This window comes from Arthrobacter sp. CJL-S3 (assembly GCF_056711635.1).
In genome coordinates, this window is the sequence record NZ_CM160046.1 from 2,587,311 (window position 1) to 2,609,799 (window position 22,489).

The window sequence follows — 22,489 nt, forward strand, 5'->3', positions numbered from 1 at the left end:
TGGGGCTCTTCCGCGCGCTCTGCCAGCCGTGGGAACCGGCCCGGGGCACGCCGCGACGACGAAAAATTTTCGACGCCCGCGTACCCGAAATCCTAACATCGGGCTGCCCTGCGGTGCCGGAACGGTAGGCTGGGCGCGTGCCTATATCTAATGAACGCATCGTCTGGATCGACTGCGAAATGACCGGCCTGGACACCATCAACGACGCCCTCATCGAGGTGGCCGCGCTGGTGACGGACTCGGAGCTCAATATCCTCGGCGACGGAGTCGACGTCGTCATTAAGCCAGATGACGCCGCGCTGGCGCAGATGAACGACTTCGTCCGCGACATGCACACCCGCTCCGGGCTGCTGGCGGAACTCCCGCACGGCAAGACCATGGCGGAGGCCCAGACCATCGTGCTGGACTACATCAAGAAGTGGGTGCCGGAGCCCAAGAAGGCCCCGCTGGGCGGCAACTCGGTGGGAACGGACCGTGTCTTCCTGGTCCGTGACATGCCGGACATCGTGGAGCACCTGCACTACCGGGTCATCGACGTGAGCACCATCAAGGAACTGTCCCGGCGCTGGTACGCGCGGGCCTACTTCCAGTCTCCCGCCAAGCTCGGCGGCCACCGGGCCCTCGGCGACATCCAGGACTCCATTGACGAGCTGCGGTACTACCGCGAGGCCGTTTTCGTCCCCGCCCCGGGGCCGGACAGTGCCACGGCGCAGCGGATCGCCAGGAAAGTCATGGGCGGCGTCGCGGAGGAACCGGCACCCGCCGAGGCGTCCTCCGCGACCCCGTCGCAGTAGCGCCTGTGCCGACCTCGCGGCTGACCCCGCGGCCGGCCCCCGCCCCGCCCGCGGGAGTAATCTGCGCCACGTTTGCGGAAAATTTTGGTGAAAACCCGAAAAGTGGCAAAAGCAGCCCCGAAGAGCAGGTAAGCTATTTGTCGTTGCCTTTTCAGCCAGCCGGTTAGCCGGAAGGCATGGCGGGGCACATGGTGGGCGTAGCTCAGTTGGCAGAGCGCCTGGTTGTGGTCCAGGAGGTCGCGGGTTCAACCCCCGTCGCTCACCCTCATGAAGGACGGCAGTAATTGTCCGACCTTAGACGAAGGCCGTACCGGATATCCGGTGCGGCCTTTGTTGTCTGTCCATGGAACCGTGAACGGAAGGAACCGCAGTGAAGCGCACGCTTTTTGAAGAAGACCACGAGATGTTCCGTGAGATGGCTGCCGAGTTCAACACCCGCGCCGTGGCACCCCACTACGCCCAGTGGGACCAGGATCACATGATGTCGCGGGACCTGTGGACCTCGGCCGGCGAGCAGGGCCTGCTGGGCCTGGCCGTTCCGGAGCAATTCGGCGGCATGGGCATGAACGACTACCGCTTCCGCGCCGTGCTGGACGAGGAGTTCGCCAAGAGCAACCACCTCGCGGTGGGCCTGGCCTTCCACCTGCACGATGACATGGTCCTCCCCCACCTGCTGGCCTACGGCTCCGACGACCTCAAAGGCCGCTGGCTTCCCGGCATGGTCTCGGGCGAGACAGTCACCTCGGTCGCCTGGACCGAGCCCGGCGCGGGTTCGGACCTCCGCGGCATCCGCACCAAGGCGGTGCGCGACGGCGACGACTGGCTGATCAGCGGCCAGAAGACCTTCATCGGCAACGGCATCTCCGGCGACGCCTCCCTGGTCCTGGCCCGCACCGACGGCGGCAACGGCCGCGGGAACCACAACTCCTTCTCCCTGTTCATGGTCGGCAAGGGCGAGGGCTACAACACCGGCAAGCAGCTGGACAAGATGGGCCTCAAGGCCTCGGACACCGCGGAACTGTTCTTCGACGATGTCCGGGTTCCGCACGCGGACCTCGTCGGCGAGGAGGGCAAGGGCCTGCAGTACGCCGCCGAGCAGCTCCCGCAGGGCCGGCTCGCGATCGCAGTGGCAAGCTCCGCCGTCGTCCGCGCCATCTACGAGGAGACCGTCAGCTACACGAAGGACCGCAACGCCTTCGGGGAGCGGATCATCGACTTCCAGAACAGCCGCTTCGAACTCGCCGACATCCTCACCGAGGTCGAGGTCACCGAAACCTACGTGGACCAGGCCATCCGTGCCTTCAACGCCGGAGAGCTCGACGCCGCCTCCGCCGCCCGCGCCAAACTGTGGGCGTCCGAGCGCGCCAAGTCCGTCACGGACCGCTGCCTCCAGCTCTACGGCGGCTACGGCTACATCCTGGAATACCCCGTGGCGCAGGCCTTCCTGGCGGCCCGGCTGCTGACCATCTTCGGCGGCACCAACGAAATCATGCGCGACGTCGTCGGCCGCACCATCGCCGACTGACCCGCCGTTCACCACAGCACCAGAGGAACTTCACTGACATGACCGTTCTGCCCATCACGATCTGGGGCGAGCCCGTGCTCCACCGCCGGGCCGCCGAGGTTGAAGTCTTCGACGACGAGCTCCGGACCCTGATCGCCGACATGTTCGAGACCAACGACGCCGCCAACGGCGTCGGTCTCGCCGCGCCCCAGGTCGGGGTGGGCAAACGGCTGTTCATCTACAAATACGACAACGACGACGGCGCCCCGCCCTCCGGCGCCGTCGTCAACCCGGTACTGACCCTCTCCAAGATTTCCGGCGCCCTGCCGGATCCGGACGAGGAGGAGGAAGGCTGCCTGTCCTTCCCCGGCGGGCAGTACCCGCTCAAGCGCGCGGAATGGGCCCGGGTGCAGGGCTTCGACGGGGACGGCAAGCCGGTCGATTTCGAGGCGACGGGCTGGTTTGCCCGGGTGATCCAGCACGAATACGACCACCTCGACGGCAAGCTCTACGTCAACCGGCTGATCGACCGCTACGCCCGCAAGGCCATGAAACAGGCCAAGAAGAGCGGCTGGGGCGTTCCCGGGCTGACGTGGATGCCGGGCGTGGACCCGGACCCCTTCGGGCACTAGGGTCCGGTTTAATTCTCCCGATCTACTTCTCTCCGGTGACTTCTGCCGGCCTACGGCTCCCGGCCGACGGCGGCCAGGATCGCCGCCCCCAGTTCGGCCGGCCTGGTGAACTGGGGCCAGTGCCCGGTGGGCAGGTCCACGTAGTCGACGTCGCGGACCCGCCCGAGTTCGGCGACGTACGGGTGCCCGGCCGCGATCATTTCGATCAGCATGGCGGACGGGAACTCGCAGGCGATGACAGTGGCCGGGACGTCGAAGCGGGCCTCGTTGTGCAGCCGCTGCTGGTCCTGGGCCACGCCCTTCGGCTGTGGGACCGCGCGTGCCCGGAACATGGCCCGCAGCTCCTCGTTGAGGTCGGTGAGGTCCTCGTCCTCGAACAGCTCCCAGGGCGGGAGCGGCACGTCGTCGCCGTCCTCCGGCAGCTCGTCATTGATGACGCCGCCCTCGCCGAGCGGACCGCTGTCCACGTAGATGGCCCGGACCACCCGGTCCGGGCGGGCGTCGACGGCGCCGTGAATGATGGCACCCCCGCCCGAATGGCCCACCAGGACCACCGGGGCATCGAACGCGTCGATCGTGGCCACGACGGCGTCGATGTGGGTGCGCAGGCCGATGCCGGCGCGCGGCGCGTCGGCCGATTCCAGCCCGGGCAGGGTCAGCGGGTGGACCTGATGCCCGGCGGCGGCGAGCGGCGGAGTCACCTCCTCCCACGACGAGGCGTCCAACCAGAATCCGGGAACCAGGATGATGTCCATGCCGGTACCCTACCCGCCCCGGACCGCGGGCGGCACGGTCCGGGGCGAAAAACCTCCATCCGGCATAGGACAACTACCCCTCGCCGGATTTCTGCAGTATCGAGGCGTGGTCCGGAACGTACCGGAACAACTCCCGGGGCGGGCGCGTGTAGTTGACGGCCTTGGGCCTTTCCGGCAAGGTCACCTGCTCCGTCCGGACCTCCGTGTAGTCGATGCTGGAGAGCAGATGGGCGATCATGTTGATCCGGGCCCGGCGCTTGTCCTCCGCCTCGACCACGTACCAGGGCGATTCGGCGGTATCTGTCTGCATGAACATGTCGTCCTTGGCGCGGGAATAGTCCTCCCAGCGGAGGATAGACTCCCGGTCCATCGGCGAGAGTTTCCATTGCCGCATCGGGTCATCCAGCCGGGACTTGAAGCGCCGTTCCTGCTCCGCGTGGCTGATTGAAAACCAGTATTTGAACATCAGGATGCCGTCCTGGACCAGAAGGCGTTCAAAGACCGGGCACTGGGCCATAAAGCGCTTGTGTTCCGCGGGCGTGCAGAATCCCATCACGTGTTCGACGCCGGCCCGGTTGTACCAGGAGCGGTCCATCAGGACGATCTCGCCCGCGGCGGGCAGATGCTGCACGTAGCGCTGGAAATACCATTCACCGCGCTGCCGGTCCGTCGGCGCGGGCAGCGCCACGATGCGGGCGACGCGCGGATTCAGGTACTCCGTCAGCCGCTTGATCGCGCTGCCCTTGCCGGCGGCGTCGCGTCCCTCAAAGATCACCAGCACACGCGCCCCCGTGCTCCGGACCCATTCCTGCAGCGCGACGAGTTCGGCCTGGAGCCGGAAGAGTTCGGCCTCATAGACGCTCAGGGGCAACCGCCCCTTGCGTCCCTTGGCGCCCTTCCGGCCGGACTTATTCTTGCCGGCGCCGGACTTGCCGGCGGCGTCCTTGCCGGAGCCGGACTTGCCGGCGCCGTCCTTGCCATGTGCCATGGTTCCCGTTCCACTCGTTGCGGCGGACTTTCGTGTCGCCAGTCCTGCCGCGCCCATTCTCGCCGAGCGGGCGACTGCGGCACAAGGGGACCTCCTGCCGGGGACACCGGCAACCTCAGGCTCCTATGCTTGGGCCATGGAAGCCCCCCGACCGATGCCGATGCAGCCCATTCTCACACTCACCGTCAACCCCGCCCTGGACGTCAGCACCACGACTGAGCAGGTCATCAGCGGCCACAAGCTGCGCTGCGGCACCAGCCGCCTCGACCCGGGCGGCGGCGGTGTGAACGTGTCCCGGGTGGTCCAGCGCCTCGGCGGCCGGACCCTGGCGGTCTACACTGCCGGGGGACCCACCGGAGAGGCGTACCGCCGGCTCATCGAAGCCGAACGCGTCCCCACCCTCGCCGTGCCGATCCAGGGAAGCACCCGTCAGGACTTCACCGTCGATGAGACGACGACGGGCAAGCAGTTCCGCTTCGTGCTGCAGGGCCCCGAATTGAGTGAGCCCGAGTGGCGTCTGTGCCTGGCACTAGTGGCGGATTCGATTCCCGCGGGCGGGTATGTCGTGGCCAGCGGAAGCCTGCCGCCAGGCGTCCCGGAGGATTTCTACGCCCGGGTGGCCAGGCTGGCGCGGCAGCAAGATGCGCGCTGTATCGTGGACGCCTCCGGACCGGCCCTGGCCGAGGCCCTCGCCGAAGGGGTCTTTCTGGTCAAGCCGAGCCGGCGGGAGCTCGGGCTGCATTTTGGAACGATCCTGGAGAGCGCCGAAAGCCAGGTCGAGGCGGCCGCGGCGCTGGTCGCGGACGGCTCTGCGGAACATGTCGCGCTGACCCTGGGCGGCGAAGGTGCCGTGCTCGCCTCGAAATCCGGGATTCTGCGGCTGGCCGTGCCCCGGGTGAAGGTGACCAGCACCGTCGGAGCCGGCGACAGCTTCCTCGCCGCGTTCGTCCTCCGGCTGGCCCAGGGCCGTACGCTGGAGGAGGCGCTCCGGGCCGCGGTCGCCGCCGGAAGCGCCACAGTGACGACGCTGGCCACCGAGCTCTGCCACCGCGGCGACGTCGAACGGCTGGAGGCGCAGCTCACCGCCGAGGCCTTGGACGGGGGTACCGGACAGTGAAGACGGGTCCGGCCGGGCTGGCTGCGGCGCTGCTGCTGGCTGCCGCCGCCGCGGGCTGTTCCGGCTCCGAACCCAACGTCTGCCCTGCCATTGCGTGGTTCAACACCCTCACCGTGTCCCTGGATGGCAGCGTGGAGAAGGTCAGCCTGGTGGATTTCTGTGCGGAAGGCGTCTGCTCGGTCCGCGCGGACGGCCCGGCGCGTGTTCCCGAGACCTCCCTCACCCCGGGCGCCGTGCCCGCCCCGGCCACAACCCTGGCGGTCACCCCTGCGCCGTCCCGGTCCCTGCCGACACCATCCGCGCCGGGCTACAGCCCCTTCACGGCGGCGCGGGTGGACGACCGGACCTGGCAGGTCAGCCTCATGATGCAGTCCCCGAAGACGGTGACCATCAGGGCGTACTCGGCAGACGGCAGCGTTCTGGCGCAGCGCGACGTGGAACCGCGCTGGGCCCGGGTGGGCGGCAGCGAGGCCTGCGGCGGCCCGGAGACCGCCGGCCCCGTCAGGCTCTTTATCTAGGCGAACAGGGGTCCTTGTCCGGTTCCGTCGCCGGCGGGGCCTTGGGCCGGTGCGCCGTGACGCCGGCGATGGGCCTTGCATGGCTCCGGATGGACGCGGAAGGCGGCAGACTGGGACGGGAGACCTGCACACCACACCGGGAGAATCCATGACCACCGCCTTGCCAGTCATCGTCTTTGATGTCAACGAGACCCTCTCTGACATGTCCCCCATGGGGGTACGCTTCAGCGACGTCGGGGCACCGGCTGAACTGGCAAAGCTTTGGTTCGCGACGCTTCTGCGCGACGGCTTCGCACTTACGGCCAGCGGAGACAACGGATCATTCGCCGCCATCGGGGCCGAGGTACTCCGGGAGCTACTGACCGGGGTGGAGGTTGACCGCCCTCTTGACTCGGCGGTCGAACATGTCATGGGCGGCATGACCGGCCTCGCGGTGCATCCGGATGTCCCGGCCGGGGTCCGCGCACTCTCCGCCGCCGGGTTCCGGCTGATCACGCTCAGCAACGGCTCGGCCCAGATCGCCGGGAAGCTGTTCAGCGAGGCTGGGATCCGTGACGAGTTCGAGATGTTGCTTTCGGTTGAAGACGCGCCGGCTTGGAAGCCTGCGCGTGCATCCTACGAATATGCGGCCGGGGCCGCCGCAACCGAGACGTCGGCCATGCTGCTGGTCGCCGTCCATCCCTGGGACATCCACGGTGCGGCGCGTGCCGGATTGCGCACCGCCTGGCTGAACCGGACGGGAGCGGCCTACCCGGGGTACTTCGAGGCTCCGGAGATCACTGTCACCGCTTTGACGGAGCTTCCAGAATTTGTGGCGGCAACGGACTGACGCGGGCAGGTGACAACAGTGCGGCGGATTCAGGGACACCCGGATGTCATTCCGGCACCATGAAGTCCTACGCGGAGATGAGCAAGCAGGAGGCCGCCGCAGCGCTGCAGGAGTTTCTCGATGAGCGGCCACTCGCGTTGGAGCATCTGACCCGATATCTAGCCGAACATTCCGACGGTAGTGTCAACCTCGACGGGACAGTGGAGAGCCTCGTACCCCTCTGGCGCTGGGTGAAATCGGTACTGACCGAGAGGACGACGGAAACCGCGGAGTCTGATGCCTCGACCAGCCCCACATGGCTTCGGTATGGTATCGGCTCAGAGCCGATCCTGTCGCCCGAATCAATTGCGGTCATCGATGGGGTCATTTCCTACCTGTGCCGGGTCGTGGAGCAAGGAGCCCCCGAAGCCCGGTGGAGGGTCGGATACAACCGCATCAGGTCCTACATGTGGCAGAACCACCCCGTGCTCGCCCACGACAACGAGGAGGTACCCCTTCCTCACCTCGTCCCTGGACTTGCCCGAGGACAGGCCAGCGGGGGGCGCCCATCAGATGACGATAAGCTGGCCCGCATGGCTGCGGCGGTCATTGACGCGCTGAACGGTATCAACGAGGAATCAGCCGCCGAGGATGAACCGCTTGTCGAGGTCGAGGACCTGGGTGAAGACGAGCTCCGCGGGCGGGAGCTTGAGGTGTCGTTGCGCGAGGACGTCGCCCACGAGTACTCCCGCATGGTGGACCGTATGGTCAAGAACCTGGCGAGAGAGGACGGGATTACCGGCGTCGTCCGTGAAGACCGCGAAGTACTCCTTGTCACCACACCCGGCTGGAACACCGCGCAGCTTCAGGAATGGGTCACCCGGTACCTCCAGAACAAAATGCGTGGATAAGAATTTGCAGCGCTGTGAGTACGGCCTGTTGCCCGGTCAGCCACGAATCTCCTTACCGGCCGGCCCAGGCCTATCCATGGATGAATTCTACTGAGCGGCCGCGACAACCGTCTGCTGCCCCGGACAGGAGGCGAGGATCCGCTGCATGGCGTCCTTTTCCGCCGGAGTGACCCACAGCCGGTAGGCGCCCTTGACGGAGACCTGCCGGGCGACGTAGTGGCAGCGGAAGGCTTTGTTCGGGGGAAGCCAGGTGGCGGCGTCGGCGGCGCTTTTGTCCTGGTTGGCCGGGCCGTCGACGGCGATCAGGTTCAGCGGGTCGTTCGCCAGGGACTCGCGTTGCTCGGCGGTCAACTCCTGGGCGCCCTTCTGCCAGGCATCCCCCAGCGCCACCACGTGGTCGATCTGCACCTCCACGCTGCTCCCGGCTCCCCTGCGGAACGTGAGCCGGCGGCCGGTGTACGGTTCCCGGAAGGTGCCGCCGGCGACCTGGCAGCGGGAGTCCCCGGTGAACTCGGTGCCCGAAAGGTCGCGGCGCAGGATGTCGTTGCGGGTGTCACAGCCGTTGCGGTCCACGTCCAGCCAGGCCCGGCCGAAGGCGCTGCGGTCGTAGTTGTCCAGGCCCGCCCGGCCCTTGACCGGGAGCGTGTCCAGCAACGCCGCGGCGGGACCCCGGGGAACGGGCCGCACCGCAGGGACGGGGTTCATCCAGCCGGCTGCCAGCACCGGCACCTCGCGGGGTCCGTCTGTGGGCGGCTCGGCAATGACAAACTGCCCGGTGGTGAAGAACCAGCCGAGACCCGCGACAACGGCGAGTGCCGCGGCGCCCAGCAGGACCCACGCCTGGCGGGACCGCCGTCGTTCCCGCCGGAATTCCGGCCAGGTGAGCGTCAAGACGGCCCCCGGGCAGGGAGTCCGGGTCCGGAGCGTCCCGGGGCGGGCCGATTTCTTTCCACCCTTGAAGCCTAGGCCCGGCCACCGCCGCTGCAGGCGTTATCCACAGTGTGGAGGACGGGTGCCGTGCTAGTTCTCTTTCGTCACCCGCACCAGGTCTTCGTTGGCGAGGGCCAAAAGGGATTCAAGTTGCCGGACCCGTGCCTCGTCGACATCACCGGCCGCATGTTTGGCGCGGGCATCGTCGAGAAGCCGTTTGGCTTCCTTGGCGTTCCGCCGGGCAACGTCCAGGGCGTGTTCCAGAGTGGTTTCGTGCTCCACAGCCGAGTTCTGTTCCATTGCACCATTGTGGTGCCCTTTCCCGGCCGATTCCAGAGGAACCGGCCGGGAAAGGCGGAACAGATTCACGGAGGTGGGGTCAGGCCGTGACCTCGACGGGCAGGCCGGCTGCCTCCAGGGTTGCGGCTGCGTCCTTGGCGGGGAACGACGGCGGGTTCACGCCGGCCATTTCCTCCATCACGCGGACCACCTGGCAGCTGTAGCCGAACTCGTTGTCGTACCAGACGTAGAGGACGAGGTTCTTGTCGTTGGAGATGGTGGCCAGTCCGTCGACAATCCCTGCACGGCGCGAGCCGACGAAGTCCGTGGAGACAACCTCGGGTGAATCGATGTAGTCGACCTGCTTGCGCAGTTCAGAGTGCAGCGACATTTCCCGCAGGTAGTCGTTGACCTCGTCCTTGGTGGTGCCGTTTTCCAGGCTCAGGTTCAGGATGGCCAGGGACACGTCCGGGGTGGGGACGCGGATGGAGCTGCCGGTGAGCTTGCCGAGCAGTTCCGGCAGGGCCTTGGCCACGGCCTTGGCGGCACCGGTCTCGGTGATGACCATGTTCAGCGCGGCGGAGCGGCCGCGGCGGTCACCCTTGTGGAAGTTGTCGATCAGGTTCTGGTCGTTGGTGAAGGAGTGGACCGTCTCGACGTGGCCGTGCACGACGCCGTAGCGGTCGTTGATCGCCTTGAGCACCGGGGTGATGGCGTTGGTTGTGCAGGAGGCCGCGGAGACGATCTTGTCCGAGTCGGTGATGGTGCCGTGGTTGATGCCGTGCACGATGTTCTTCAGGTCGCCCTTGCCCGGGGCGGTGAGCAGCACCCGGGCAACGCCCTTGCTCTTCAGGTGCTGGGACAGGCCGTCGGCGTCGCGCCAGCGTCCCGTGTTGTCGACAACGAGGGCGTCGTGGATGCCGTAGGCGGTGTAGTCGACCGTGGCCGGGTTGTCCGAGTAGATGACCTGGATCTGGACGCCGTTGGCGGTGATGGTGTCGTTCTCGAGGTCCAGCTTGATGGTGCCTTCGAACGAGCCGTGGACCGAGTCGCGGCGCAGCAGGCTGGCGCGCTTGGTGAGGTCGTTGTCCGAACCGCGGCGGACCACGATGGCGCGCAGGCGCAGGCCGTGCCCGCCGCCGGCCTTTTCGATCAGGAGGCGGGCCAGGAGCCGGCCGATGCGGCCGAAGCCGTAGAGCACGACGTCGGTGCTCGTGCGGTCGTCGCCGCCGCGCTTGCCGACAACCTCGGCGAGTTCCTTGCGGAGGAACTCGTCCAGCGTGGCGCCGTTGCCCTCGACGCGGTACTTCTCGGTGAGGCGCGCAATGTCGATGGCTGCGGCGCCGAGCTCCAGTTTGGTCAGGGCATCCAGCAGCGGGGCGGTCTCTTCGAGACGCAGTTCTTCCTTGCTCATCCGGCGGGCGAAACGGTGTGCCTTGAGGATGTTCATGGTGGACTTGTTGATCAGGCTGCGGCCGTGGATGGACGTGACCACGTTGTTCTCGCGGTACAGCCGGCCGATCACCGGGATCATGGCCTCGGCGAGCGCCTCCCGGCCCATCCACGTATCAAGACAAGAATCTGACGTCTGGCTCACAGAAATACCTTCCTAGAATCCACCACATACGGCGTCGTATGCGGTTGTCGGCTGCCGGAGGGTGTCCGGAACCTCGGCGCCGGCAGGGATTCGGTCCACCCCGGGCGCCTGTGTCGAGCAAAGAAAAACGCCGGCTGCGAACGCAGACCCGGCGGCAGAACTTCTACGTTCACCGTCCAGTCTACCGGCGGCCCGGCACGGTCCGGTCCCCGGTGACGCGTGAAATGACTCACACAGAGCCGGGGGCCAGCTACGCTGGGGCGATGTTCAAGATTGGGGCTCTGCTGCTGGGCGTCGCGCTGTGCTCCGGCTGCGCAGCGGCGGCACCGCCGGCTAGCCCGGCGTCGTCAAGCCCGGCGTCGTCAAGTCCAGCGGCGGCGGCGCCGGCCGGCCCGGCGTCGTCGGGTCCAGCATCAGCGGCACCGTTCACCCTGGTGGCGCACCGCGGCGGAGCGCTGGTCTATCCCGAGTCCTCCGCGGAGGCCTTCGAGGCCGTGGGCAGGACGGCGTACCCGATCGAAACGGATCTGCGGCAGCTCCGGGACGGGACCCTCGTTCCGCTGCACGACGCCGCCGCCGAGCGGAGCATGTCCGGCCTGAGCGGCCCTCCCGCCGGCATCACCGCGGAGCAGTGGGCCGCGGCCCGCATCAGGCACCCGCTGGGCGGCGCCGAGGGCACCCCGACGACGTGGGAAGCCATGCTGGATCTGTACGGCGGGCGGAACATCCTGGTCCCCGAACTGAAGGACCCTGCGATCGATCCGGCCGCCTTCGCGGAGACCATCCTGGAGCGCGGCATCCAGGACAAGGTGGTGGTGCAGACGTTCAGCTTCCCTGCCGCCCAGGCCCTGGCCCGGTCCGGGCTGCAGGTGCTGTATCTCCTGCGGGACGGGGAGGAACCGGATCCGGCGTCGATCAGCTCCAGCGGCATCGGTCACGTCGGCCCGCACCAAAGCATCAGCCCGGGCTACCTGGGCAGGCTAAAAGACTCCGGGCTGACCGTGTGGCCCTATACCGTCAACGACGCAGCAACCGCAGCGAGGCTGCGGGCGGAAGGCGCGGACGGAGTCTTCACCGACACTCCGTGGGAGCTGGCGGAGCAGCTGGGCCTCTAGTCCGCCTACCGGGCGTCCTGGAGAATCATGTCGACGGCCTTTTCGGCGATCATGATGGTGGGCGCCTGCGTGTTGGCACTCACGAGCCGGGGCATGATCGAAGAGTCAACGACACGCAGCCCCTCGAGTCCATGGACCTTCAGCCTCGGCGAGACCACCGACTCATCGGTGGTCCCCATGGAGCACGTACCGACCGGGTGGTAAGAGGTCCTGCCGAAGGAACGCACGAATTTCACGTACTCGTCCCGGGTTTCCACCCGGCTGCCGTCGCCGATGTGCTCCGCCTTGGTCAGCGCCGCCATCGACGACTGCTCCATGATGCCGCGGCTCTGCTGCACCCCGGCGATGGCCATCTCGAGATCGTAGTCGTCGGCAAGGTAGTTCGGATCGATCAGCGGTGCCTTGGCGGGGTCCGAGGACGCCGGGCGGACCGTTCCCCGGCTCCGCGGCCGCAGGAAGTATGAGTTCAGCGTCGCCCCGAATCCGGGCTTCAAGGCCGTGGCGCCGGTCCCCACCCGCGCGGCCGGCAGGAAGTGGAACTGCAGGTCGGGGCTCGTCTCGTCCGTGTTCGCATAACTGAACCCCCCGGCCTCCACCAGGGTGGACGCGAACGGGCCCGACCGGAACGCGAGGTACTCGACGCCGGCCAGGACCGTGGCCGGGCGCACCTGGTTCAGCCGGTCCAGGCTGTGGTAGTCCGTGAGTTCGTAGACGATGTCGACGTCGCAATGGTCCTGCAGGTTCTTGCCGACGCCCGGCAGGGCGTGCACGGTCTCGATGCCGGCGGCGGCGAGGTCCGCCGGGTCGCCGATGCCCGAGAGCTGCAGCAGCTTGGGGGAACCGAACGCGCCGGCCGAGACAATCACCTCGCGGCTGGCGGTATACGTCCGCATGCTGCCGCCCTCGATCGCCTGGATTCCGACGGCCCGGCCGTTGCTGATGATCACTTTGGAGACGGTGACGTTGGCGCGGACGGTGAGGTTGGGCCGCCTACGGGCGGGCCGGAGGTAGGCGACGGCGGCGCTGCACCGGCGCCCGTTCTTCGTCGTGGTCTGGTAGAAGCCGACGCCGTACTGCTCGGCGCCGTTGAAGTCGCTGTTGTAGGGCAGCCCGAACTCCTGGCCAGCCTTGACGAAGGCCGCCGAGAGCTTGTGCGGACGCAGGAGGTCCGAGACGCCGAGCGGACCCTCGGTCCCGTGGTGCGGTGCCGAGAGCCGGCTGTTCGACTCCGAGCGGACAAAGTACTTGTTCACCTCGTCAGCGGACCAGCCCTCGCAGCCATAGTCCGTGACCCAGCCGTCATAGTCCTCGGCCACGCCGCGCGTGAAGACCTGGGAGTTGATGGACCCCCCGCCGCCCAGCACGCGGCCCTGGGCGAGCGGGATGCGCCGGCCGTTGCTGTGCTTTTGCGGCACGCTCGCGTAGTCCCACTGGTAGGGCCCGCCCTTCAGCTTCGGGAAGCCGGCCGGGACGTGAATGAACGGGTGGCGGTCGGATCTGCCCGCCTCGAGGAGCAGGACGCGGATTGAGGGGTCTTCGCTGAGCCTGCCGGCAAGGACGCTGCCGCCGCTGCCACCGCCGGCAATCACGTAGTCGTATGCTGCCTCGTCCGACACTCTTGCTCCTAAGCTTTCCGCTGACCCCACCGCTGCTTGAAACGCTCCCTGCAGTCTCTGGTCCCGCCGCGATGATGTCAAGCATTCGGGTCGGCCAGTATCCGCGCAGGCAGAGGGCCCTCGGCAGCGGAAACGGTGGCGGGGGTTCCCCGCGGTGTGAATGGATGGGTTGACCGATACGCCGGGTTCTGTGTTCCCGCGCCGTTACCGGGGCGGGAGTAGCGGCCATCCATCTACGAACGCCGTTGCCGACGCCCTCCAGCAGCCTACCCGGACACTCGGGCGAGCAGCCCTCAAACGTGCCCTGTCTGGCCTTGCTCCGGGTGGGGTTTACCTAGCCTTCCCGGTCACCCGGGAAGCTGGTGGTCTCTTACACCACCGTTTCACCCTTACCTGCCCTGCGGCCCGTGCACGCACGCGCCGCACGCAGGCGGTCTGTTCTCTGTGGCACTGGCCTGCGGGTTACCCCGAGTGGGCGTTACCCACCACCCTGCCCTGCGGAGCCCGGACGTTCCTCGAGCCACTTGCGTGACGCGCGGCCGCCTGGTCAACCCATCCGCTGTCCATTCTACGGTCAGGGCGGACCCGTCCGCGGACACCCCCGGCTGCTGAGCCTATGATCGGGGAATGGAGGATTCCGTTCTGAGCCGCCGCCGGCTGCTGGGGCTGGCAGGAATCGGGCTGGGCGCCTCAGCGCTCTCTGCCTGCACCGACGGACTCACACCCGTGGAGACGGCCCCTCCCGCCGTGACCGTCCCGCCGGCCGCTGCCGCCCCGTTGACAGTCCGGACCGCCACCGGCTCGTTCGTCTCGGCCTTCCGCCCGGGGGTTGCCAGCCACTGGTCGCTGGCGGCGCCTGACATGCCGCCCGGCGCGCATCCCGGCCTGCCCATCGCGCTCTTCCTGCACGGACTCCACGGCAGCCACTCCGTCCTGCTGGACGACCTGGCGGCCCACGAGGCCCTCCAGCGGCACCTCGACGCCGGCGGCGCCCCGCTCGCCCTGGCCGCCGTGGACGGCGGGGACACCTGGTGGCACCGCCGCGCCGACGGCAGCGACACCCAGTCGATGCTGGTGCAGGAGTTTGTTCCGTTCCTCGGCGGTCAGGGGTACGACCTCGGCAGGATCGGCCTCTTCGGCCTCTCCATGGGCGGCTTCGGTTCGCTCCTGCTGGCGTCCCAGGGCCGGCTGCCGGGCGTCAGGGCCGTGGCGGCCATGAGCCCGGCGGTCTGGGAGTCGTATGAACCAAGCATGGAAGGCGCCTTCGACGGCCCGGCCGACTTCGCGGCCCACGATGCGTTCGCGCTCCGGCCCAGCCTCGCGGCGCTGCCCAAGCGGATCGACTGCGGCACTGGGGACGACCTCTTTGCCACGGTCCGGGACTACCGCGCGGAACTCCCGGGAACCGTCGAAGGCGGCTTCCAGCCCGGCGGTCACGACTACAGCTACTGGCGTTCCATCCTGCCTGAGGTGCTGTCCTTCCTCGGCCGCAACCTCGGCTGAGCCGGCGTCCCCGCACGGGGTCTGCCGGTTTCCGGCAGCAGCCCGGGGGCGGTACCGTCCCGGCAACGGGCCGCCGCTAGGATTGGACGGTGCTGATTCTGCTGCCGCCCTCCGAAGGCAAGACGCCCGCCACCGCCGGCGACGCCGTCGACTGGACCACCCTGAGTTTCCCCGGACTGAACACCTACCGGGCCAAGGTGCTGGAGGGACTCGGAACGGTCAGCGCGCACGAGGACGCCCTGGCGCTCCTGGGCGTCGGCGCCTCGCTGCGGGCCGACGTCGAACGCAACACGAGGCTGCACGCCGAGCCGGCAGCGCCCGCCCACCAGGTCTACTCCGGGGTGCTGTACGACGCGCTGGACTACAACTCCCTGACGCCCGCGCAGCGGGGGAAGGCGGACGGGTGCGTGCTGGTCATTTCCGCGCTCTGGGGTGCCATCCGCTTCGGCGACCGGGTGCCCGCCTACCGGCTGTCGATGGGGACCGCCCTGCCCGACGTCGGACGCCTGGCGTCCTTCTGGAAGCCGCAACTCAATACTGCCCTCGCGGCCGCCGCGGAGGGCGAACTGCTGGTGGACTGCCGGTCCAGCACGTACGCCGCGGCGTGGGCTCCCCCGCCGACGCAGACCGTCGCCGTCAACGTGTTCACCGAGGTCAACGGCGTCCGGAAAGTGGTCAGCCACTTCGCGAAGCACACCCGGGGCGAGCTTGCCCGGCATCTGCTGACCCGCCGGGGCAAGGCGCCGCGGACGCCCGCGCAGCTGAGACAAGCGGCGGCCGAGAGGTGGGCGGCGGAACTGGTCGAGGGCACGGCGCGGAAGCCGCACACCCTCAACCTGATCCTGGCTAACTAGCTGGCAGCAGAGGCCGTTTTGGGGGCCCATAACGGCCCCTGCTGCCAGCTGGTTGGGTGGTCAGGCCCAGTCGGCGGAGCGGACCAGGATGCAGCCGGAGTCCGGGCAGAAAACTACGTCGTCCTCGGCCGCGGCCTTGATCTCGGCGAGGTCACCGGGGCTCAGCTGCATACCCGAGCCCTCGGAGGTTCCGTGGAAGAGGCGGGCCGCACCGACACCGCGCTTGGCCAGGGTCTTCTCGTAGATCGCCAGCAGGCCGGCGTCCATCCCCTCGGCGAACTCGGCGCGCTTGCCGCGCACCACGGTGGCCTCGGCGGCGATCTCCGCGAGCTGTTCGTCCAGTTCGGCGCGGATAGAACCGAAGGAGCCCTGGATGTCGTCGACAATCTGCTGCTGGCTGGCCTGGCGCAGGCGGAGGGAATCCAGCCGCTCCAGGACTTCGAGCTCAACATCTTCGAGGTCGGAGCGTCGCTTGTTCAGTGACACCAGGTCGCGCTGCAGGGCCACGAGGTCCTTGGAGAGGCCGGTGCCGCTGTTGAGCCTCGCTTCGTCGCGTTCAATCCGGGAGGCGACCTGCTCCACGTCCGCTTCGGCGCGCTTGAGCTCGAGTTCGGCGTCGTGGACTGCCACCTTCGCGGCACCGAGTTCGCCGTTGGCCACGCCGAGGGCTGCTTCAAGATCGGTGATCCGGGAGTCGCTTTCAAGGCTTCGGCGGCGGTTGGACAGGGATTTGAGCTTCGCATCAAGTCCCTGCAATTCGAGCAACTTCAACTGTTCCGCCGGTGCTGCCTTGGCCACTATTTACCTCCGCTTGTTCCCTGCCGGCTGGAGCCGGGCACCTATTCGGCGCTCCCTAGACTCTAGCGCCTAGCGTGCTCCCCGGCTTCGCTACGCTCACCCGGGGCCCCTCGCACGCCAGGCTTAGCCCGGAGTCAGAATGAAGTCCCATGGATCGCTGTTGGTGGTGCTGACCCGGATCTCGACGGCGTGCCCCTGGTCGCCCAGCACATTGCCCAGGGCCTCCGCCGCGGCCGGCAGCCACAGCCACTCGCTGGCGAAGTGGGAAACATCGATCAGGTACGGCCGGTCATTGACGGCTTCCTCCCGCGCTTCCGACGCCGGATGGTGCCGCAGATCCGCGGTCAGGTAGACGTCGGCGTTGCTCGCACGGACCTCTGCGAAGAGCGAATCCCCGGCGCCGCCGCAGAGCGCCACCCGGCGGACCAGCCCGTCCCGGTCCCCGGACACACGCACCCCGCCGGCGACCGCGGGCAGGATGCCGAAGACGCGGGCGGCGAAATCGCCCAGGGTCAGGACCTCCCCGAGGTCTCCGACCCGCCCGATGCCTTCCTCCGGCAGCCCGTTCGCGGCCGGGGTCAGCGGGGCCACGTTCTGCAGGCCGAGGGCGTCGGCCAGGACATCCGAGACACCGCCGACGGCGGAATCTCCGTTGGTGTGCACCGTCAGCAGGCCGGTCCCGGACTCAATCAGGCGGTGCACGGCCCGGCCCTTGGCGGTGGTCGCCGCGACCGAGGTGACACCCTTGAGCAGCAGCGGATGGTGGGTGATCAGCAGTTCCGCGCCGAACTCGATGGCCTCCTCGATCACCTCAAGGGTGGGATCAACGGCGAAGAGGATCCTGCTCACCCCGGCGGACGGGCGGCCGGCCACGAGGCCCACTTCGTCCCAGTCCTCCGCGAGCGATTCGGGCCAGAGCTCCTCGACGGCCAGCAGGACCATGCCCAGGGTGGGCGTCCCGGGTGTTTCCCCGGATCCGTTGCCGGCGGCGCCGTTTCCTTCGGAAGGGCCGGCTGAAACGTCGGTGTTTACAGGTTCCATACCCCCATTTTTACCCTATCGGGCGGCCTCCCCCGCAGACGCCGGGAATCATCGGGGCCCTTCAACCATTGAAGAGAGCATGAGAACTTTTGTCCTCGGCGGAGGCTGCTTCTGGTGCCTCGACGCCGTTTACCAGAAAACCAAGGGTGTCAGCGCCGTCGTTTCGGGCTACACCGGAGGCCATGACCGCGACCCCGACTACTACGCCGTCTGCTCCGGAACCACCGGCCATGCCGAGGTGGTGGCGGTGACGTTCGATGAGGAGATCGTCCCGGCGGAGGTCATCCTGGACATGTTCTTTGTCCTCCACGACCCCACCACGCTCAACCGCCAGGGCTACGACGTCGGAACGCAGTACCGCTCCTCGATGTTCTATGAGACGACCGAGGAGAAGATCCTCTTCGAGGAGGCGATCGAACGGAACCAGCCGCTCTGGGCCCATCCGATCGTCACGGAAGTCAGCCGGCTGCCGGTGTTCCACCGGGCGGAGGAAATCCACCAGGACTACTACGGCAAGTTCCCGGAGCAGGGCTACTGCCAGGTGATCATCAATCCGAAGCTGGCCAAGGCCAGGAAATATTACTCTGCATGGCTTAATCCTTAACGAGGGCCCGCGGGCCCTCGTTAGGCTGACCTCAGTATCCCCTCTTCAACAGACAGGCGCAGACACCCATGGCACGGATCTATGACGATGTTACCCAGCTGGTCGGCGGCACACCGCTGGTCCGGCTCAACCGCCTGGCCGAAGGTCTTGACGCCACCGTGGCCGTCAAGCTGGAGTTCTACAACCCGGCCAACAGCGTCAAGGACCGCATCGGTGTCGCGATCGTCGACGCCGCGGAGAAGTCCGGCGCCCTCAAGCCCGGCGGCACCATCGTCGAAGGCACGTCCGGCAACACCGGCATCGCCCTGGCCATGGTGGGCGCGGCCCGCGGCTACAAGGTCATTCTGACCATGCCGGAGACCATGTCCACCGAACGCCGTGTCATGCTGCGTGCCTACGGTGCCGAGATCGTGCTGACTCCCGGTTCCGAGGGCATGCGGGGCGCCGTGGAGAAGGCCCAGGAGATCGTCGCCAACACGGAGAACTCGATCTGGGCCCAGCAGTTCGCCAACGAGGCCAACCCCGAGGTCCACCGCCAGACCACGGCCGAGGAAATCTGGTCCGACACCGACGGCAAGGTGGACATCTTCGTCGCCGGAGTCGGCACCGGCGGAACCGTCACCGGCGTCGGGCAGGTGCTCAAGGAGCGCAAGCCCGACGTCCAGATCATCGCCGTCGAGCCGAAGGACTCCGCCATCCTCAACGGCGGCGCCCCGGGCCCGCACAAGATCCAGGGCCTCGGCGCGAACTTCGTCCCGGAGATCCTGGACACCAACGTCTACGACGAGGTCATCGACGCCACCCTTGAGGACTCAGTCCGCGTGGCCCGCGAACTCGGCGTCAAGGAAGGCATCCTCGGCGGCATCTCCTCCGGCGCGATTGTCTGGGCAGCCTTGGAGCTCGCCAAGCGCCCGGAGAACGCCGGTAAGCTGATTGTTGCCATTGTCTGCGACTTCGGTGAGCGTTACATCTCCACCGTGCTGTACGACGACATCCGCGGCTAAGTCCAGAACGCTGTCCACGAATTCGTAGAAAGGTCTTTGTGAGCTTTTTCGCAAGACTGAAGGAAGACCTCGACGCCGCCCGGTCACACGACCCGGCGGCTCGAGGTTCTTTCGAGAACTTCTTTGCCTACTCCGGCCTGCACGCGATCTGGTTCCACCGCGTGACGCACCGGCTGTGGCAGAATCCGGCGCTGCGCTTCCCTGCCCGGCTGATCTCCCAGCTGGCGAGGTTCCTCACGGGGATCGAGATCCATCCGGGAGCCACGATCGGCCGCCGCTTCTTCATCGACCACGGCATGGGCGTCGTCATCGGCGAAACCGCCGAAATCGGCGAGGACGTCATGATCTACCACGGTGTGACCCTCGGTGGCCGCTCCCTGGCCAAGGTCAAGCGCCACCCCACCATCGAGGACCGCGTCGTGATCGGCGCGGGAGCCAAGATCCTGGGCCCCATCACCATCGGCCGGGACAGCGCCGTGGGCGCCAACGCCGTGGTGGTCAAGGACGCGCCGGCAGAGTCGATCCTGACGGGCGTGCCGGCCACCTGGCGGCACCGGGACGCCCAGCGGGAGACCAAGCCCGCCGTCGACCCGGCCGAATACCTGATCGACTACCACATCTAGACTCAATACCGGATCAGACCGGTGATTCCTGCTCCCCCGGAAACGGGACGCTGACGCTACGCGGGGAACCGCTTGTAGACGTTCCAGATGACGACGTCGAAGGCCCGGTCCGGCAGCAGCCGGCGCAGCAGCAGGATGGCCCGGGCGCCCTTGCCCACCGGATAGCGCGTCTTGGGCTTCGGGGACGTCGCGGCGTGGACGATGGCGTCGGCAATGACGTCCGGAGGCGTGGACATGCTGGAGCCGACGGTGGACGCCAGCGCCGCGGCCACCACCTTCGCCTGGTCCATGTAGGGCCCGCGGCCGGACGTGGCCAGCAGGCTGTCGCCGGAGATGGCGCCCCACTCCGAGGCGGTTCCGGACGGCTCGATGATGGACACGTCGATGCCGTGCGGCTTGAGTTCGACCCTCAGGGAATCGCTCAGGCCCTCGACGGCGAATTTCGTCGCGTGGTACCAGGCGCCCAGCGGCTCATACATCTGTCCGCCGATCGAGGACACGTTGATGATCCTCCCCCGCCCGGCGGCCCGCATCCCGGGGAGCACCAGCTGGGTCATCCGCGCCAGCCCGAAGAGGTTGACGTCGAACTGCCGGCGCCCCTCAGCCAGCTCCACTTCCTCCAGCGAGCCGTAGGAGCCGTAGCCGGCATTGTTCACCAGGACGTCGACCCGGCCGTGGGCGGCAATCACCTGCTCGACGGCGGCGGTCATGGATTCCTCGCTCGTGACGTCCAGCTCCACGACCGTCACTCCGTGGGCCTTGAGGGGCTCCATTTTCTCGACCCGGCGGGCACCGGCGTAGACGGTGAAACCGCGGGCCGCGAGCTTCCACGCGGTCTCGTAACCGATTCCGGTGGAGGCACCGGTGACAAATGCTACGGGCTGGGTCATCTGCTGCACTCCTGGGACGCTGGCGGGAACGGTTGCTGGAACTGACACTGCATGACGGCCGGGACGGGATCCCGGGGAAACACGAACGGCCGGTGCTCCCAGAGTAACGGGGAGCACCGGCCGTCCGGCGTCAGTGGCGGACTAGTGGGTGTCCACTGCCTCGATTTCAGACTTGTCCTCGCCCCAGAGGGTGTGGAAGGTGCCTTCGGCGTCGACGCGGCCGTAAGTGTGCGCGCCGAAGAGGTCGCGCTGGCCCTGGATCACGGCGGCCGGCAGTCGCTTGCGGCGCAGGCCGTCGTAGTAGGCCAGCGAGGAGGAGAACACCGGCACCGGGATGCCGAGCTGGACCGCGGTCGAGACCACCCGGCGCCAGGCCGGGAGGACGTCGGCGATCGCCTTGGTGAACGCCGGGGCGAACAGCAGGTTCGCCGGCTTCTCCGCCGCGGCGTAGGCCTTGGTGATCTCCTTGAGCAGTTCGGCGCGGATGATGCAGCCGCCGCGCCACAGCGAGGCGATCTCGTCCAGCTTCAGGTCCCAGCCGTATTCCTTGGCGGCCGAGGTGAGCATGTCCAGCCCCTGCGCGTAGGAGACCAGCTTGGAGGCGTAGAGCGCCTGCCGGACATCCTCGACGAAGCTCTCGGGGACCTCGATGTCGGCCTCGGCACCGGCGAGCAGCTCCTGGGCCAGCTTGCGTTGCTCCGTCTGGGAGGACAGCGCCCGGGCGAAGACCGATTCGGCGATGCCCGAGGTCGGGGAGCCCAGTTCGAGGGCGGAGATGACCGTCCAGCGGCCGGTGCCCTTCTGGCCGGCGGCGTCCACCACGACGTCGACGAACGGTTTGCCGGTCTTCGCATCCACGTGGCCGAGGACCTCGGCGGAGATCTCGATCAGGAAGGAGGCCAGGTCGCCCCTGTTCCACTCTTCGAAGATCTTGGCCTGTTCGGCCGGCTCGATCCCCGCGCCGGAGCGCAGCAGGTCGAAGGCTTCACCGATGACCTGCATGTCGGCGTATTCGATGCCGTTGTGGACCATCTTGACGAAGTGGCCGGCGCCGTCGGTGCCGATCCAGGCGCAGCAGGGCTTGCCGTCGACGTGCGCGGCGATCTTTTCCAGCAGCGGGCCCAGGGCGTCGTAGGACTCCTTCGAGCCGCCGGGCATGATCGAGGGGCCGTTGAGGGCGCCTTCCTCACCGCCGGAGACGCCGATGCCGACGAAGTGCAGGTCCTTCTTGGCGAGCGCGGCCTCGCGGCGGCGGGTGTCCTCATAGTGGGAGTTGCCGGCGTCGATGATGATGTCGCCCGCTTCCAGGAGCGGCTCGAGCTGTTCGATCACGGAGTCGACCGGCTTGCCGGCCTTGACCATGATCAGCACCCGGCGCGGCTTCTCCAGGGAATCGACGAGCTCCTGCAGGGTCTCCGTGCGGACAAAGTCGCCGTCCGTGCCGTGCTTTTCCAGCAGGGCGTCGGTCTTTTCGACGGAACGGTTGTGCAGGGCAACGGTGAAGCCGTTCCGGGCCAGGTTGCGGGCGAGGTTGGCCCCCATCACCGCAAGGCCGGTGACACCGATGTGTGCTGACATCAAAACTCCAATTCATTTCTGTGCAACATG

The 22,489-nt window shown here is 67.7% G+C and carries 23 protein-coding genes, 1 tRNA gene and 1 other RNA gene; 14 read left to right on the forward strand and 11 right to left on the reverse strand.

All coding sequences use genetic code 11. The annotated features are described in order from the left end of the window. Positions 1-179: 179 nt before the first annotated feature. The 4 genes from orn (at position 180) to def (ending at position 2,930) form a co-directional block, all read left to right on the forward strand. Positions 180-794 carry an oligoribonuclease gene (gene orn, locus AC06G6_RS11795; RefSeq protein WP_479828648.1) on the forward strand — a complete coding sequence of 205 codons (615 nt, stop codon included), beginning with the start codon at positions 180-182 and terminating at the stop codon, positions 792-794. 191 nt (positions 795-985) lie between these two features. Beyond that, a tRNA-His gene (locus AC06G6_RS11800) sits at positions 986-1,058 on the forward strand. A gap of 106 nt (positions 1,059-1,164) precedes the next feature. After that, complete coding sequence (locus AC06G6_RS11805; protein ID WP_479822240.1) at positions 1,165-2,319, forward strand: acyl-CoA dehydrogenase family protein; 1,155 nt, start codon at positions 1,165-1,167, stop codon at positions 2,317-2,319. Positions 2,320-2,357: 38 nt separating this feature from the next. After that, complete coding sequence (def, locus tag AC06G6_RS11810; RefSeq protein WP_307462654.1) at positions 2,358-2,930, forward strand: peptide deformylase; 573 nt, start codon at positions 2,358-2,360, stop codon at positions 2,928-2,930. A gap of 50 nt (positions 2,931-2,980) precedes the next feature. On the opposite strand, the gene AC06G6_RS11815 is transcribed toward def, so the two are convergent. Next, positions 2,981-3,685, reverse strand: coding sequence for an alpha/beta fold hydrolase (locus AC06G6_RS11815; RefSeq protein WP_479822242.1), 705 nt, complete (start codon positions 3,683-3,685; stop codon positions 2,981-2,983). 73 nt (positions 3,686-3,758) lie between these two features. Further along, entirely contained in the window at positions 3,759-4,673 is a 915-nt protein-coding gene (ppk2, locus tag AC06G6_RS11820) for a polyphosphate kinase 2 (RefSeq protein ID WP_479822244.1), read from the reverse strand. A 136-nt stretch (positions 4,674-4,809) separates the two neighbouring features. Between ppk2 and AC06G6_RS11825 the strand changes: the two genes are divergently transcribed. The 4 genes from AC06G6_RS11825 to AC06G6_RS11840 all read left to right on the forward strand — a co-directional run bounded on the left by AC06G6_RS11825 (position 4,810) and on the right by AC06G6_RS11840 (position 8,027). Next, positions 4,810-5,790, forward strand: a complete 981-nt coding sequence (locus AC06G6_RS11825; protein WP_479822246.1) for a 1-phosphofructokinase family hexose kinase — start codon at positions 4,810-4,812, stop codon at positions 5,788-5,790. Then, entirely contained in the window at positions 5,787-6,308 is a 522-nt protein-coding gene (locus AC06G6_RS11830) for a hypothetical protein (protein ID WP_479822248.1), read from the forward strand. Before AC06G6_RS11825 ends, AC06G6_RS11830 begins: the two co-directional genes overlap by 4 nt. A gap of 148 nt (positions 6,309-6,456) precedes the next feature. Then, positions 6,457-7,137 (forward strand): haloacid dehalogenase type II, encoded by a 681-nt coding sequence (locus AC06G6_RS11835; protein WP_479822250.1) that lies wholly within the window; start codon positions 6,457-6,459, stop codon positions 7,135-7,137. 59 nt (positions 7,138-7,196) lie between these two features. Further along, positions 7,197-8,027, forward strand: coding sequence for a hypothetical protein (locus tag AC06G6_RS11840; protein ID WP_479822252.1), 831 nt, complete (start codon positions 7,197-7,199; stop codon positions 8,025-8,027). Between the two features lie 87 nt (positions 8,028-8,114). Here the strand turns inward: AC06G6_RS11840 and AC06G6_RS11845 are convergent, their stop codons facing one another. The 3 genes from AC06G6_RS11845 to AC06G6_RS11855 all read right to left on the reverse strand — a co-directional run bounded on the left by AC06G6_RS11845 (position 8,115) and on the right by AC06G6_RS11855 (position 10,797). Continuing rightward, positions 8,115-8,918 (reverse strand): HNH endonuclease family protein, encoded by an 804-nt coding sequence (locus AC06G6_RS11845; protein ID WP_479822254.1) that lies wholly within the window; start codon positions 8,916-8,918, stop codon positions 8,115-8,117. 129 nt (positions 8,919-9,047) lie between these two features. Beyond that, the gene (locus AC06G6_RS11850) at positions 9,048-9,257 is read right to left on the reverse strand and encodes a hypothetical protein (protein ID WP_307462644.1); all 210 of its coding nucleotides are present in this window, start codon (positions 9,255-9,257) and stop codon (positions 9,048-9,050) included. Between the two features lie 79 nt (positions 9,258-9,336). Continuing rightward, positions 9,337-10,797 (reverse strand): glyceraldehyde-3-phosphate dehydrogenase, encoded by a 1,461-nt coding sequence (locus AC06G6_RS11855; RefSeq protein WP_479828651.1) that lies wholly within the window; start codon positions 10,795-10,797, stop codon positions 9,337-9,339. Between the two features lie 299 nt (positions 10,798-11,096). Here AC06G6_RS11855 and AC06G6_RS11860 point away from each other — a divergent pair, with 299 nt between their 5' ends. Beyond that, on the forward strand, positions 11,097-11,948 hold the full coding sequence (locus tag AC06G6_RS11860) for a glycerophosphodiester phosphodiesterase (RefSeq protein ID WP_479822256.1): 852 nt from the start codon (positions 11,097-11,099) through the stop codon (positions 11,946-11,948). Between the two features lie 5 nt (positions 11,949-11,953). Here the strand turns inward: AC06G6_RS11860 and AC06G6_RS11865 are convergent, their stop codons facing one another. Beyond that, a complete protein-coding gene (locus AC06G6_RS11865; protein ID WP_479822258.1) occupies positions 11,954-13,564 on the reverse strand; it encodes a GMC family oxidoreductase in 1,611 nt (536 codons plus the stop codon). Positions 13,565-13,725: 161 nt separating this feature from the next. Next, positions 13,726-14,119: RNase P RNA component class A (gene rnpB / locus AC06G6_RS11870), an RNA gene on the reverse strand. 72 nt (positions 14,120-14,191) lie between these two features. Between rnpB and AC06G6_RS11875 the strand changes: the two genes are divergently transcribed. Next, entirely contained in the window at positions 14,192-15,067 is an 876-nt protein-coding gene (locus AC06G6_RS11875) for an alpha/beta hydrolase-fold protein (RefSeq protein ID WP_479822260.1), read from the forward strand. Positions 15,068-15,156: 89 nt separating this feature from the next. Next, a complete protein-coding gene (locus tag AC06G6_RS11880; RefSeq protein WP_479822262.1) occupies positions 15,157-15,921 on the forward strand; it encodes a YaaA family protein in 765 nt (254 codons plus the stop codon). A 60-nt stretch (positions 15,922-15,981) separates the two neighbouring features. Here the strand turns inward: AC06G6_RS11880 and AC06G6_RS11885 are convergent, their stop codons facing one another. Next, complete coding sequence (locus tag AC06G6_RS11885; RefSeq protein ID WP_479822264.1) at positions 15,982-16,719, reverse strand: zinc ribbon domain-containing protein; 738 nt, start codon at positions 16,717-16,719, stop codon at positions 15,982-15,984. Between the two features lie 123 nt (positions 16,720-16,842). Further along, positions 16,843-17,760, reverse strand: a complete 918-nt coding sequence (locus tag AC06G6_RS11890) for a Nif3-like dinuclear metal center hexameric protein (RefSeq protein ID WP_479822266.1) — start codon at positions 17,758-17,760, stop codon at positions 16,843-16,845. A 79-nt stretch (positions 17,761-17,839) separates the two neighbouring features. Between AC06G6_RS11890 and msrA the strand changes: the two genes are divergently transcribed. The 3 genes from msrA (at position 17,840) to epsC (ending at position 19,991) form a co-directional block, all read left to right on the forward strand. After that, the gene (gene msrA / locus AC06G6_RS11895) at positions 17,840-18,364 is read left to right on the forward strand and encodes a peptide-methionine (S)-S-oxide reductase MsrA (protein ID WP_479822268.1); all 525 of its coding nucleotides are present in this window, start codon (positions 17,840-17,842) and stop codon (positions 18,362-18,364) included. 68 nt (positions 18,365-18,432) lie between these two features. Continuing rightward, positions 18,433-19,368, forward strand: coding sequence for a cysteine synthase A (cysK, locus tag AC06G6_RS11900; RefSeq protein WP_479822270.1), 936 nt, complete (start codon positions 18,433-18,435; stop codon positions 19,366-19,368). Between the two features lie 38 nt (positions 19,369-19,406). Next, entirely contained in the window at positions 19,407-19,991 is a 585-nt protein-coding gene (gene epsC, locus AC06G6_RS11905; protein ID WP_479822272.1) for a serine O-acetyltransferase EpsC, read from the forward strand. A gap of 56 nt (positions 19,992-20,047) precedes the next feature. On the opposite strand, the gene AC06G6_RS11910 is transcribed toward epsC, so the two are convergent. Together AC06G6_RS11910 and gndA are read right to left on the reverse strand one after the other, a co-directional pair. Continuing rightward, on the reverse strand, positions 20,048-20,881 hold the full coding sequence (locus AC06G6_RS11910) for an oxidoreductase (RefSeq protein ID WP_479822274.1): 834 nt from the start codon (positions 20,879-20,881) through the stop codon (positions 20,048-20,050). A gap of 141 nt (positions 20,882-21,022) precedes the next feature. Beyond that, the gene (gndA, locus tag AC06G6_RS11915) at positions 21,023-22,459 is read right to left on the reverse strand and encodes an NADP-dependent phosphogluconate dehydrogenase (protein WP_479822276.1); all 1,437 of its coding nucleotides are present in this window, start codon (positions 22,457-22,459) and stop codon (positions 21,023-21,025) included. Positions 22,460-22,489 lie beyond the last annotated feature (30 nt).